The organism is Streptomyces bacillaris (assembly GCF_003268675.1).
Lineage (GTDB): Bacteria > Actinomycetota > Actinomycetes > Streptomycetales > Streptomycetaceae > Streptomyces > Streptomyces bacillaris.
Genome location: NZ_CP029378.1, coordinates 3,074,181 through 3,086,224, shown reverse-complemented (window position 1 = coordinate 3,086,224; position 12,044 = coordinate 3,074,181). Strand labels below are relative to the sequence as shown.

Below are 12,044 nucleotides of genomic sequence, written 5' to 3'. Positions count from 1 at the left end.
GAGCAGTGCTGAACGGGTTCAAGGACTTCATCCTGCGCGGAAACGTCATCTCGATGGCGATCGGCCTCGCCGTCGGAGCAGCCTTCACCGCCGTCGTCACCGGCTTCAGCACCGCCTTCATCACCCCGCTGATCGGCCTCGCCACCGGCTCGGTCGGTGACTTCAGCGCGGCGAAGTTCGCTGTGCAGGGCACGTACTTCCCGTACGGAAAGTTCCTCGCGGCCGCGATCGCCTTCCTCATCACCGCCGCGGTGCTCTACTTCTGCGTCGTCGTCCCCATGACCAAGGTGCAGAACCGCTTCGCCAAGGAGGAGGAGGTCGACATCAAGGCCGCCCTCCGCGACTGCCCGCGCTGCTACAGCGCGATCCCGGCCGTCGCCTCCCGCTGCGGCCACTGCACCAGCGAGGTCGAGCCCGACCCCGAGGCCCTCTCCCTCGCCAAGCTGCCCGTCCAGCGCTGACGGCCGAGCTGCCCGTCCAGCGCTGACGCACGGGGGCACGCCCCCGGCGTTGCGCCCCCTCCACCCGTACGGCTCAGTGCCGCGCCGTACGGGCCGGGAGCCCGGACCGGCCGGATCACGCCGCACCGGGCCCGCCCTCCGGCCGCACGCACAAGGGAACCAGCTCCCCTCGCCTGGCGTTGACCAGTACGGGAGGCTCCACTGGGGGAGTGGAGCACCACCACGCAAAGGGTTCCCCTGCTGCACCACTTGGAGGGCGTACCGTGCACCGCCGGCACAACGGGCTGAAAACCGCCGTACTCCTCGGGGGACTGTCCGCACTCATCATCATCATCGGCAGCTTCTTCGGACGTACGGGTCTCGTCGTCGCCCTCGTCGTGGCCGTCGGCACCAACGCCTACGCCTACTGGAACAGCGACAAGCTCGCCCTGCGCGCCATGCGGGCGCGCCCCGTCAGCGAGTTCGAGGCGCCGCAGATCTACCGGATCGTCCGTGAGCTGTCCACGGCGGCGCGGCAGCCGATGCCCCGCCTCTACATCTCACCGACCCAGGCGCCCAACGCCTTCGCCACCGGCCGCAACCCGCGCAACGCGGCCGTGTGCTGCACCGAGGGCATCCTCCAGATCCTCGACGAGCGGGAGCTGCGCGGCGTCCTGGGCCACGAGCTGAGCCATGTCTACAACCGGGACATCCTCATCTCCTCCGTCGCCGGAGCCCTCGCCTCCGTCGTCATGTTCCTGGTCAACTTCGCCTGGCTCATCCCCATCGGCCGTTCCAACGACGACGAGGGCCCCGGTCTGCTGGGCATGCTCCTGATCATGATCCTGGGCCCGCTCGCCGCCTCCGTCATCCAGCTCGCCGTCAGCCGCTCCCGGGAGTACGAGGCCGACGCCTCCGGGGCCCAGCTCACCGGGGACCCGCTCGCCCTCGCCAGCGCCCTGCGCAAACTCGACGCAGGAACGAAACAGCTACCGTTGCCCCCGGAGCCCAAGATCGAGACCGCGAGCCACATGATGATCGCGAACCCCTTCCGCCCCGGACAGGGGATGGCCAAGATGTTCTCCACCCATCCGCCGATGGCGGAGCGCATCGCCCGACTGGAACAGATGGCAGGTCGCCGCCCATGAAAACCATCCTGAACATCATCTGGCTCGTGCTGTGCGGGTTCTGGATGTTCCTCGGCTATCTCCTCGCGGGCGTCCTGCTCTGCATCACCATCATCGGTATCCCGTTCGGCATCGCCGCCTTCAGGATCGGGGTGTACGCGCTCTGGCCCTTCGGCTACACCGTCGTCGACCGCCGGGACGCCGGATCGCCCTCCTGCGCCGGGAACGTCCTCTGGCTGATCCTCGCCGGATGGTGGCTCGCCCTCGGCCACATCACCACCGGCATCGCCCTCTGCATCACGATCATCGGCATCCCCCTGGGCATCGCCAACTTCAAGCTGATCCCCGTCTCGCTCATGCCCTTCGGCAAGGAGATCGTCCCCAGCGACCAGCCCTTCGCCACCCGCTGAGCAACCGATCACCCCACCCCCGGCGTCCTGGGTTTCAGAACCGAGCAAGGGGTAGGTAGGTCGACATGGGCATCATCAGTTGGATCGTTCTCGGGCTGCTCGCCGGAGTCATAGCGAAAATCCTGCTCCCGGGGCGCGACCCGGGCGGGATCGTCGGGACCACGCTCATCGGCATCGCCGGTGCGTTCGTCGGCGGCTGGCTCTCCAGCCAGTTCCTCGACCGTCCCATCAGCAACGACTTCTACGACACCGCGACCTGGATCGCGGCCATCGCCGGCTCCCTGGTCCTGCTGATCCTCTACCGGGTGCTCTTCGGCCACTCCCGCGAACGCCGCTGACCCATACGCAGGGCGCAGGCGTCGGCCCCGCGCGCCACTGACCGCGCGTCGGGGCCGTACATGCGGCCGACCGCGGGCGCCGCTCAACTCAGCCCGGTCTCCCGCAACGTCACATTCAGCCGGCCGGCCCGCATCCCCGCATCCGGGTCGGCCGTTCCGGCGTACACCTTCGGCACCCCGTGGAAAGCGAAGCGCGAGGGGCCGCCGAAGACGAAGAGGTCGCCGGAGACCAACTCCACGTCCGTGTAAGGCTGCCCGCGGCCCTCCGTGTTCCCGAAGCGGAACACGCACGTCGCCCCGATGCTCAGCGACACCACCGGAGCGCCCGACCGCTCCTCCTTGTCCTGGTGCATTCCCATCCGGGCCGCGTCGTCGTAGAAGTTGATGAGCGCGGTGTCCGGAGTGAACGCCTCCGCCGCGCGCTCGTCCTCGTACGCCTCCGCCACCGCCGCACGCCCCAGGCCGACCAGCCACCGCGGCAGGGCGGCCACCCGGGCTCCGTTCACATCGTCGGCCGTGCGCGTGTACCGGTACGGCTGCCAGTGCCACCCCAGGCACACCGTCCGCACGGACATCACCCCGCCGCCCGGCAACACCGTGTGCCGCAGCGGAACGGGCCCCCGCGCCCACTCCCGGCACGCCGCCACCAACTCCCGCCGCCGCTCCGCCGGAAGCCACTCCGGTACGTGTACGGCGCCGGGCGCGACCACCTGCCGGGGCCGCGGGAACAGCCCGCCCGAAGCCTCCGGAACCCCACGCGAGCCCATCCGTCACACCACCCTCAACCCGTCACACCGGCCTCAACGGCCGACCCTCACCGCATCACGACGGCGCACCCTTCACCGCATCACGCCCGCTCCGCCCCCGCCACACAGGCGGCCCCCTCCAGCCCCAGCAGCAACTGCTTGCGCTCCAGGCCACCCGCGTACCCCCGCAGCGCCCCGTCCGCACCGATCACCCGGTGGCACGGCCGCACGACCAGCAGCGGGTTCCGCCCGATCGCCGTCCCCACCGCCCGAACACCGGCGCCCGAGGCCCCCACCCGCACGGCGACCTCCCCGTACGACAGGGTCTGCCCGTACGGGATCTCCTCCAGCACCTTCCAGACGCGCCGCTGGAACTCCGTACCCACGCCCTCCGCGAACGGCACGTCGAACCGCGTCGACCGCCCCGCGAAGTACGCCTCCACCTGCGCCACGACCCCCGCGAACAGCTCGGGCTCGCGCAGCCACCCGTCCTGGACAGCCGCACCGCCCTTCTGCCCGGGCACGGACAGCGACACCAGCCGCAGCCCGCCGGCCGTCCCGTCCGACTCGCCCACCAGCAGCAACTCGCCCAGCGGACTCGCCACCCGCGTATACACCGTCGTCACGACCGCTCACTTCCTTCGACCGGAGAACCGTGCGGACCACGGCCCATCCGTATCCGCACGGCCAGTCTGCTCCGCGCCGGGGGTCCCGGCTGGCGGTATTCGGACACGGAGCAGGGCGGGCCCCGGAACCCGAAGGGGCGTGTCGTCCGAGCCCACCCCGACGACACGCCCCTTCGCGTTCCGAACCGTCCTGCCGCCAGTTCGTGAACTACCGGCAGTTCACGAAACTACCGGTAGTTCACGAACTGGATCGCGAAGTCGAGGTCCTTGTCCTTCAGCAGCGCCTGCACGGCCTGGAGGTCGTCCCGGCTCTTCGAGCTGACGCGCAGCTCGTCACCCTGGACCTGCGCCTTGACGCCCTTGGGGCCCTCGTCGCGGATGATCTTCGCCACCTTCTTGGCGTTCTCCTGGGAGATGCCCTCCTCGATGGAGGCGAAGATCTTGTACTCCTTGCCGGAGAGCTGCGGCTCACCGGCGTCCAGCGACTTCAGCGAGATCCCCCGCTTGATCAGCTTGGACTGGAAGATGTCGAGGATCGCCTTGACCCGCTCCTCGCCGTTCGCCTCCATCAGGATCTTCTCGCCGGACCACGAGATCGAGGCGCCCGTGCCCTTGAAGTCGTAGCGCTGGGAGATCTCCTTGGCGGCCTGGTTGAGGGCGTTGTCGACCTCCTGCCGCTCGACCTTCGAGACGATGTCGAAACTGGAGTCGGCCATGACGTGTGGCTCCTTGCGTCGAATGTGCGTGGGATACAGCGCAAAGCCTAGCCACCGCCGCACCCTCCGGCTGCTGATCAATGAGGTGGCGGAGCACCCCTGGCCATCAGGTATTGTTTACGTCGTCGCCAAGGAGCCCACCAGCTGGGATCCGACGCGTCGTTCGAGGCGGTGTGCCCGAGTGGCCAAAGGGAGCAGACTGTAAATCTGCCGGCTCAGCCTACCCAGGTTCGAACCCTGGCGCCGCCACGCGAACGAAGCCCCCGACCGGTTCTTCCGGTCGGGGGCTTCCTCGTTGTCGGAGCGGCCCGGAGCTGGAGGAAACCTCCGGCCCCCGGTCCCGGTCCCCGGCCCCCAACGCCAGTCCTCGGCCCCGGCTCAGTTGCCCGCCACGTCCTTCACCGCCACCGTGACCGGGACGTTCCCCGAGATCAGCTCCAGGGTCAGGCCCGCCGTCGCCGGGGTGTCCAGGAGCTCCAGGAGCGTGGCCGCCACGTCGTCGCGGGGGATCGGGCCGCGGCCGGTCTTCGCGGCCAGCAGGACCAGGCCCTTGCCCGCGTCGTCGGTGAGCATGCCGGGGCGCAGGATCGTCCAGTCCAGCGCGGAACGGGAGCGCACGTCGGCGTCCGCCGCGCCCTTCGCCCTCAGGTAGACGTCGAACACCTCGTCGCCGGGGTGGTCGGGGTCGGCGCCCATGGAGGAGATGACGATGTACCGGCGTACGCCCGCGGCCTGGGCCGCGTCGGCGAAGAGGACGGCGGCGCCCCGGTCCACGGTGTCCTTGCGGGCGGCGCCGCTGTTGGGTCCGGCACCCGCCGCGAAGACGGCCGCGTCCGCGCCGCGCAGCACCTCGGCGGCCTCCTCCACGGTGGCCGATTCGAGGTCCAGCACGGCGGGTTCGGCGCCGAGGTCGGTGAGGGTCTGACTCTGTCCGGGGTCGCGGATGATCCCTACGGCCTCATCCCCGCGAGCGGCGAGCAGCCGCTCCAGTCGCTGTGCGATCTGTCCGTGTCCACCTGCGATGACAATGCGCATACCTCCGACCGTACGCCCGGCGGCCACCGTGTGCTCAGTTCCCCGGCCCGCCACCGGAGTCGGGCCGCCCCTGACGGGGGAGATCGGGTCCGGCGGCCGGGTCGGGCTCGGAGTCGCAGTACTCGCGTACGGCGCTGGTACGGGCGACGACCCGGCCGCGGTGGATGACGATCCGGCTGTACGCGAGGGAGAGCGCGGCGGACAGCCGTTCACCGCGTACGGCGAGGAGTTCGGCCGGGAAACCCGCCTCCACGCGGACGTCGGGCAGGCCGAGCGCGGCGCGGGCCGTCGTGGAGACCATGGCGTAGGCGTGCTCGGGGCGCAGGCCGTGCTGCGAGGCGAGGAGGTACGCGGCCTCCAGCGGGTCGCCGCGCCCCACCGGGTTGGCCGTGTCGCGCAGTGCGCCGCTGCCCGCCGCCATGCGTACGCCCGCGGAGCGCAGGAGGCGTACGGGGGCGGTCGTGCGGCGCTCGGAGCCCGTACAGCCGCCCTGGGGGAGGCAGACGACGGTGATCCCGGCGGCGGCCAGCTGGTCGGCGGCCCGGCCCGCCGTCTCCAGGGGGAGGTGGGCGAGCCCGGCGCAGGGGCCGAGGGCGACCCCGGGACGCAGCCCCCCGGCCATCGCGGCGAGCCGGGCCAGCCGGGCCGGGTCGTCGCCGTCGGTGTGCAGGTCGACCGGGCAGCCGTGCTCGGCGGCGACCTCCAGCACCGCCGCCGTGTACCCGGTCGGGTCGGGGTCCAGGTCGGGGCAGCCGCCGACGACCGCCGCGCCCATCTTCACGGCGTCCCGGAGCAGGGCGAGGCCCTCGGCCCCGGCGACCCCGGTGAGCAGCCGGGGGACGGCGACCGCGGTCAGGTCGGCGAGGCCGCGCAGCGCCCGGCGTGCCTGGAGGACGGCCTCCAGCGCGGCGAGCCCCTGGACGTCGCCGATCCGGACGTGGGCGCGCAGGGCGGTGGCGCCGTGGCCGAGCTGGAGCAGGGCGGCCTCGGTGGCGCGGCGCTGGATGTCCTCGGAGCGGTGGGATGCGGGCCCCGGGCCGTTCGCGTCGGCGGTGAGGGCGGTGTCGCCGTGGGCGTGGGGTTCGGCCGGGGCGGGGAGCAGGAGGTAGCCGCGCAGGTCGATGCGGGGGCCGCGGGAGGTGAGGCTGCCCGCGGTGCCGACGGCCTCGATACGGCTGCCGCTGAGGCGTACGTCGACGGCGCGGCCGTCGGCGAGGCGGGCGCCGCTCAGGACGAGGGCGGGGGCGGGGTCGGTGGTGGCCGCGTCAGCGCTGTCCGGCGCGTTGTCGTCGGGCCGCCGTGGCCGGCTGTCGGGCATCGCGCTCCTGGGAGGGGTGCGGGACCGCGCGAAGCGGCCGGGCCTGGAGTGGTCCCGTCGATCATGGCCGCGTCCGCGACCCGTGGCACGGCGGCTTCCGGGAGGAGCTGAATAGTCGTACCGGCACGGCCGCACCGAGCCGGGGAAGGAAGCCGTCCGGAAGGCCGCGCGAGGTCGATCAAGGCCTGATCAGGGGGTGTGCCCGGGCCCGGCCCGACGGCCCGGGTGCGGCGCGGAAACGGATTTGGGCGATCGGCCGGGGACCGTGTAATGTCTTCCTCGCTCGCCCCAATAGCTCAGTCGGTAGAGCGTCTCCATGGTAAGGAGAAGGTCTGCGGTTCGATTCCGCATTGGGGCTCTGGTGATCGGGAAACCCCGCTTCGGCGGGGGGACTCATCATCAAAGCGGTGTAGCTCAGTCGGTAGAGCAAGCGGCTCATAATCGCTGTGTCACCGGTTCAAGTCCGGTCACCGCTACTAACGGTAGCCGATTGTTGGGTCGGTCCTTCGATCGGCTACTCTTTTATGCGTTCATCCGTCCATCGTCCGTCCAAGGAGCACTCACGTGGCTGCCACCGACGTCCGCCCGAAGATCACGCTGGCCTGCGTGGAGTGCAAGGAGCGGAACTACATCACCAAGAAGAACCGGCGTAACAACCCGGACCGTCTTGAGATGAAGAAGCACTGCCCGCGCTGCAACTCGCACACCGCGCACCGCGAAACGCGCTGAATCAGGCTCGTACACGAGGCCGTCCCCTCTGGGGGCGGCCTCGTGTCGTTGTATGGGGTGGTTCCCCGCACAGGGGCGTGCCCTTATTCGTCTTTCCATCAGGAGGTAGCGCGCGCATGGCGCTCGACCAGTCCTTCGTGGGGCGGACCTATCCGCCCACCCCTGCGTACGAGGTAGGCCGGGAGAAGATCCGCGAGTTCGCCGAGGCGGTGGGCGATGCCCATCCGGCGTACGTCGATGTGGACGCCGCCCGCGCGCTCGGCCACCCCGATGTGATCGCCCCGCCCACGTTCGTCTTCTCCATCACCTACCGGGCCGCCGGCGAAGTGGTGCAGGACCCGCAGCTGGGCCTGGACTACAGCCGGGTCGTCCACGGCGACCAGAAGTTCACCTATGTGCGTCCGGTACGGGCGGGGGACCGGCTGACGGTCACCTCCACGATCGAGGGCATCAAGTCCCTGGCGGGCAACGACATCGTGGACATCCGCGGGGACGTGCACGACGAGAGCGGCGAGCTGGTCGTCTCGGCGCTCACGAAGCTGGTGGCGCGCGCCGCCGAGGAGGCGTGATGACGGCGAAGGTCTCCTTCGACGAGGTCGAGGTCGGTACGGAGCTGCCCGCGCAGTCGTTCCCGGTGACACGGGCGACGCTCGTGCGGTACGCGGGCGCCTCGGGCGACTTCAACCCGATCCACTGGAACGAGAAGTTCGCGCGCGAGGTCGGGCTGCCGGACGTGATCGCGCACGGCATGTTCACGATGGCCGAGGCGATCCGCGTGGTCACGGACTGGGCCGGAGACCCGGGCGCGGTCGTCGACTACGGGGTGCGCTTCACCAAGCCGGTCGTCGTGCCCGACGACGACAAGGGCGCCCTGATCGAGGTCAGCGGCAAGGTCGCGGCCAAGCTGGAGGACAACCTGGTCCGGGTGGACCTGGTGGCCGTCTGCGACGGCAAGAAGGTGCTGGGCATGTCCCGCGCCGTCGTCAGGCTCGCCTGAGGTCACGCGGAAGCCGTACGGTCTCGTACGGCCCTGAGCAGGCGTACGGAAACCTGAACAGGCTCCACGGTCCGCGGCCCCGCCCGAGCGGCGGAGCCGCGGACCGTACCCTTGTCCCGTGCAGGAACTCCACGATGCCCCCCTCGCCCCCCTGACCACCTTCCGGCTCGGCGGCCCCGCCACCCGGCTGCTGACGGCCACCACCGACGCCGAGGTGATCGCCGCCGTGCGCCAGGCCGACGCGAGCGGCACCCCGCTGCTGGTCGTCGGCGGCGGCTCCAACCTGGTCATCGGCGACAAGGGTTTCGACGGCACCGCGCTGCGGATCGCCACCCGGGGCTTCACCCTCTCCGGTACGTCGCTGGAACTGGCGGCCGGTGAGGTCTGGACCGACGCCGTCGCCCGGACCGTGGAGGCGGGTCTCGCGGGCATCGAGTGCCTGGCCGGAATCCCCGGCTCCGCGGGCGCGACGCCGATCCAGAACGTCGGGGCGTACGGGCAGGAGGTCTCCTCCACCATCACGGAGGTCGTCGCCTACGACCGGCACACCGGGGAGACGGTCACCCTGCCCAACGCGGAGTGCTCCTTCTCGTACCGCCACAGCCGTTTCAAGGCGGAGCCCGACCGCTTCGTGGTCCTCCGGGTCCGGTTCGAGCTGGAGGACGCCGACGGGCTCTCCGCGCCCCTCGCGTACCCGGAGACGGCCCGGGCCATGGGCGTCGAGCAGGGGGAGCGCGTCGCCCTGACCGCCGCCCGGGAGACCGTGCTGAAGCTGCGCGCGGGCAAGGGCATGGTGCTGGACCCGGAGGACCACGACACCTGGTCCGCGGGCTCCTTCTTCACCAACCCGATCCTCGACGGGGCCGCCTTCCAGGAGTTCCTGGCCCGGGTCCACGAGCGCCTCGGCCCGGAGGTGACGCCCCCGGCGTTCCCCGCCGGGGACGGCCGCACCAAGACCTCCGCGGCCTGGCTGATCGACCGGGCGGGCTTCACCAAGGGGTACGGCACCGGCCCCGCCCGGATCTCCACCAAGCACACCCTCGCCCTGACCAACCGCGGCGAGGCCACCACCGACGACCTCCTCGCCCTGGCCCGTGAGGTCGTCGCCGGGGTCCACGCGGCCTTCGGCGTCACCCTGGTCAACGAGCCGGTGACGGTCGGCGTCAGCCTCTGAGCCGCCGGGGCGCCGACGCTCAGTACGCCACACCCACGCCCGTCCGAACCGCCGCCGGGTCGTCGATCAGCGCCAGCATCGCGTGCGCCACGTCGGCCCGGGAGATGGTCCGGCTGCTGCGCGGCGTCCCGCCCACGGCCCGCCGGTAGACGCCCGTACGCGGCCCGTCCGTCAGCCTCGGCGGGCGTACAGCGGTCCACTCCGTCGCGCTGCGGGCCAGCACCGCCTCCATCCGCGTGAGATCGGCGTACACCTCCGCCAGCACCGCCTCGACCGCCTTGCGGGAGAGCCGGTCGACCAGCGGATCGCCCGCCGCCTCCGGCCCCACCGGCACCGCGCTCACCACCAGCAGCCGCCGCACCCCCTCGGCCTCCATCGCCGCCACGATCCGCCCGGTCAGCCGCTCCGCGATCCCGTCCGGCTTCCGGCCCCGCGCGCCGAGCCCCGAGAGCACCGCGTCCCGCCCCGCCACCGCCGCCCGGACCGCGCCCGTGTCGTCCAGGGCGACGGCCCCGTGCAGTGCGGTCCGGTCCAGTCCCTCCGGCAGCCGGTCCGGGTCCCGGACCACGGCCGTCACCTCGTGGCCCGCCGCGAGCGCCTGGCCCACGATCTCCCGGCCGACACCGCCGGTCGCTCCGAACACCGTGAGCCGCATGGGCACTCTCCTCGGGGTAAGTGTTCACTCACCCCTAGGGTGGGTGGCTGATCACCCACCCGTCAAGCGGCAGAGGGAGTCCTGTGGAGCCGAAGCCCGCCCGGGTCCGGATCGTCGACGCCGCCCATGAGCTGATGCTCTCCATCGGCCTCGCCCGGACCACCACCAAGGAGATCGCGCGGGCGGCCGGCTGCTCGGAGGCGGCGCTGTACAAGTACTTCCCCAGCAAGGAAGAGCTCTTCGTGACCGTCCTCAAGGAGCGGCTGCCGGGGCTCGGCGGGCTGCTCGCCGGGCTGGTCGCGGGGGAGGGCACCGTCGAGGCCAACCTCACCGAGGTCGCCCGGCAGGCCGCGCTCTTCTACGAGCAGACGTTCCCGATGGTCGCCTCCCTCTACGCCGAACCGCAGCTCAAGCGCCGCCACGAGGAGCGCATGCGGGAGCTGGACACCGGCCCCCACATGCCGATCCAGGGGCTCGACGGCTACCTCCGCGCCGAACAGCGCGCGGGCCGGGTCCGGGCGGACGCGGACACCTACGCGGCCGCCTCACTCCTGCTCGGCGCCTGCGCCCAGCGGGCCTTCGCCTACGACGCGCTGCCCGGCGGCACGCCCCCGCAGCCGCTGGAGGAGTTCGCCGCCGGCCTCGCCCGCACGCTGCTGGCCGGGATCAGCTAGCCAGCCAGTCGTCGATCCCCGACAGCAGCTTCTCCCGTACGTCGACGGGCGCCGCCGAGCCGCGGACCGACTGGCGGGCCAGCTCGGCCAGCTCCGCGTCGGTGAAGCCGTGGTCGCGGCGGACCAGCTCGTACTGCGCGGCCAGCCGCGAGCCGAACAGCAGCGGGTCGTCCGCGCCCAGCGCCATCGGCACCCCCGCGTCGAACAGAGTGCGCAGGGGGACGTCCGCGGGTTTCTCGTAGACGCCGAGCGCCACATTGGAGGACGGGCAGACCTCACAGGTCACCTGGCGCTCGGCCAGCCGGGCCAGCAGCCGGGGGTCCTCGGCCGCCCGCACCCCGTGGCCGATGCGGGAGGCGTCCAGGTCGTCCAGGCAGTCGCGGACGCTGGAGGGCCCCGCCAGCTCGCCGCCGTGCGGGGCGGCCAGCAGACCGCCGTCCCGGGCGATGGCGAAGGCCCGGTCGAAGTCGCGGGCCATCCCGCGCCGCTCGTCGTTGGAGAGCCCGAAGCCGACGACGCCCCGGTCCGCGTACCGCACGGCCAGCCGGGCCAGGGTGCGGGCGTCCAGCGGGTGCTTCATCCGGTTCGCGGCGATCACCACGCGCATCCCGAGCCCGGTGTCCCGCGAGGCGCTGTCCACCGCGTCCAGGATGATCTCGATGGCCGGGATCAGTCCGCCGAGCAGTGGGGCGTACGAAGTGGGGTCGACCTGGATCTCCAGCCACCCGGAGCCGTCCGCGACGTCCTCCTGGGCGCTCTCGCGCACCAGCCGGTGGATGTCCTCGGGGGACCTGAGGCAGGACCGGGCGATGTCGTAGAGCCGCTGGAAGCGGAACCAGCCGCGCTCGTCGGTCGCCCGCAGTTTGGGCGGCTCGCCGCCGGTCAGTGCGTCGGGGAGATGGACCCCGTACTTGTCGGCGAGTTCGAGCAGGGTGGTGGGCCGCATCGACCCGGTGAAGTGCAGGTGCAGGTGGGCCTTGGGCAACAGACGTACATCACGCTCCATCGGAAGATCCTGCCGCACGGGCGGGCCGGAGCGAAAGCCGCTTTCCTCTTTGG

At 71.8% G+C, this 12,044-nt stretch carries 16 protein-coding genes and 3 tRNA genes; 12 read left to right on the top strand and 7 right to left on the bottom strand.

The window, feature by feature from the left end:
• The first annotated feature begins 5 nt into the window (after positions 1 to 5).
• From mscL to DJ476_RS12915, 4 genes are all read left to right on the top strand, one after another.
• Complete coding sequence (mscL, locus tag DJ476_RS12930; protein ID WP_112490551.1) at positions 6 to 461, top strand: large conductance mechanosensitive channel protein MscL; 456 nt, start codon at positions 6 to 8, stop codon at positions 459 to 461.
• Between the two features lie 263 nt (positions 462 to 724).
• Positions 725 to 1,588, top strand: coding sequence for a zinc metalloprotease HtpX (gene htpX, locus DJ476_RS12925; protein ID WP_018490771.1), 864 nt, complete (start codon positions 725 to 727; stop codon positions 1,586 to 1,588).
• Positions 1,585 to 1,977 (top strand): YccF domain-containing protein, encoded by a 393-nt coding sequence (locus DJ476_RS12920; protein ID WP_018490772.1) that lies wholly within the window; start codon positions 1,585 to 1,587, stop codon positions 1,975 to 1,977. Before htpX ends, DJ476_RS12920 begins: the two co-directional genes overlap by 4 nt.
• 65 nt (positions 1,978 to 2,042) lie before the next feature.
• Positions 2,043 to 2,315: a GlsB/YeaQ/YmgE family stress response membrane protein gene (locus DJ476_RS12915; RefSeq protein WP_019764833.1), complete on the top strand. Its 273-nt coding sequence runs from the start codon at positions 2,043 to 2,045 to the stop codon at positions 2,313 to 2,315.
• Between the two features lie 83 nt (positions 2,316 to 2,398).
• On the opposite strand, the gene DJ476_RS12910 is transcribed toward DJ476_RS12915, so the two are convergent.
• The 3 genes from DJ476_RS12910 to DJ476_RS12900 form a co-directional block, all read right to left on the bottom strand.
• A complete protein-coding gene (locus tag DJ476_RS12910) occupies positions 2,399 to 3,082 on the bottom strand; it encodes an alpha-ketoglutarate-dependent dioxygenase AlkB family protein (protein WP_112490550.1) in 684 nt (227 codons plus the stop codon).
• A gap of 80 nt (positions 3,083 to 3,162) precedes the next feature.
• Positions 3,163 to 3,687, bottom strand: a complete 525-nt coding sequence (locus DJ476_RS12905) for a methylated-DNA--[protein]-cysteine S-methyltransferase (RefSeq protein WP_103416835.1) — start codon at positions 3,685 to 3,687, stop codon at positions 3,163 to 3,165.
• A gap of 227 nt (positions 3,688 to 3,914) precedes the next feature.
• Entirely contained in the window at positions 3,915 to 4,403 is a 489-nt protein-coding gene (locus tag DJ476_RS12900; protein WP_103416836.1) for a YajQ family cyclic di-GMP-binding protein, read from the bottom strand.
• A 167-nt stretch (positions 4,404 to 4,570) separates the two neighbouring features.
• Between DJ476_RS12900 and DJ476_RS12895 the strand changes: the two genes are divergently transcribed.
• Positions 4,571 to 4,652, top strand: a tRNA-Tyr gene (locus DJ476_RS12895).
• 129 nt (positions 4,653 to 4,781) lie between these two features.
• On the opposite strand, the gene DJ476_RS12890 is transcribed toward DJ476_RS12895, so the two are convergent.
• Complete coding sequence (locus tag DJ476_RS12890) at positions 4,782 to 5,438, bottom strand: SDR family oxidoreductase (protein ID WP_112490549.1); 657 nt, start codon at positions 5,436 to 5,438, stop codon at positions 4,782 to 4,784.
• 34 nt (positions 5,439 to 5,472) lie between these two features.
• A complete protein-coding gene (locus DJ476_RS12885) occupies positions 5,473 to 6,756 on the bottom strand; it encodes an amidohydrolase family protein (protein ID WP_112490548.1) in 1,284 nt (427 codons plus the stop codon).
• Positions 6,757 to 7,041: 285 nt separating this feature from the next.
• Between DJ476_RS12885 and DJ476_RS12880 the strand changes: the two genes are divergently transcribed.
• The 6 genes from DJ476_RS12880 to DJ476_RS12855 all read left to right on the top strand — a co-directional run bounded on the left by DJ476_RS12880 (position 7,042) and on the right by DJ476_RS12855 (position 9,656).
• A tRNA-Thr gene (locus DJ476_RS12880) sits at positions 7,042 to 7,114 on the top strand.
• A 45-nt stretch (positions 7,115 to 7,159) separates the two neighbouring features.
• Positions 7,160 to 7,232 (top strand) — tRNA-Met (locus tag DJ476_RS12875).
• 88 nt (positions 7,233 to 7,320) lie between these two features.
• On the top strand, positions 7,321 to 7,485 hold the full coding sequence (gene rpmG, locus DJ476_RS12870) for a 50S ribosomal protein L33 (protein ID WP_003956487.1): 165 nt from the start codon (positions 7,321 to 7,323) through the stop codon (positions 7,483 to 7,485).
• Positions 7,486 to 7,601: 116 nt separating this feature from the next.
• Positions 7,602 to 8,054 carry a MaoC family dehydratase N-terminal domain-containing protein gene (locus tag DJ476_RS12865; RefSeq protein WP_019765115.1) on the top strand — a complete coding sequence of 151 codons (453 nt, stop codon included), beginning with the start codon at positions 7,602 to 7,604 and terminating at the stop codon, positions 8,052 to 8,054.
• The gene (locus tag DJ476_RS12860; protein ID WP_103416838.1) at positions 8,054 to 8,482 is read left to right on the top strand and encodes a MaoC family dehydratase; all 429 of its coding nucleotides are present in this window, start codon (positions 8,054 to 8,056) and stop codon (positions 8,480 to 8,482) included. The genes DJ476_RS12865 and DJ476_RS12860 overlap by 1 nt, the downstream gene beginning before the upstream one ends.
• A 118-nt stretch (positions 8,483 to 8,600) precedes the next feature.
• A complete protein-coding gene (locus DJ476_RS12855; protein WP_112490547.1) occupies positions 8,601 to 9,656 on the top strand; it encodes a UDP-N-acetylmuramate dehydrogenase in 1,056 nt (351 codons plus the stop codon).
• A gap of 19 nt (positions 9,657 to 9,675) precedes the next feature.
• Here the strand turns inward: DJ476_RS12855 and DJ476_RS12850 are convergent, their stop codons facing one another.
• Complete coding sequence (locus tag DJ476_RS12850; RefSeq protein ID WP_112490546.1) at positions 9,676 to 10,311, bottom strand: NAD(P)-dependent oxidoreductase; 636 nt, start codon at positions 10,309 to 10,311, stop codon at positions 9,676 to 9,678.
• 83 nt (positions 10,312 to 10,394) lie between these two features.
• On the opposite strand from DJ476_RS12850, the gene DJ476_RS12845 reads away from it, so the two are divergent.
• Positions 10,395 to 10,985, top strand: coding sequence for a TetR/AcrR family transcriptional regulator (locus tag DJ476_RS12845; protein WP_103416841.1), 591 nt, complete (start codon positions 10,395 to 10,397; stop codon positions 10,983 to 10,985).
• Here the strand turns inward: DJ476_RS12845 and DJ476_RS12840 are convergent.
• On the bottom strand, positions 10,978 to 11,991 hold the full coding sequence (locus tag DJ476_RS12840) for an adenosine deaminase (protein WP_112490545.1): 1,014 nt from the start codon (positions 11,989 to 11,991) through the stop codon (positions 10,978 to 10,980). The genes DJ476_RS12845 and DJ476_RS12840 overlap by 8 nt on opposite strands.
• Positions 11,992 to 12,044 lie beyond the last annotated feature (53 nt).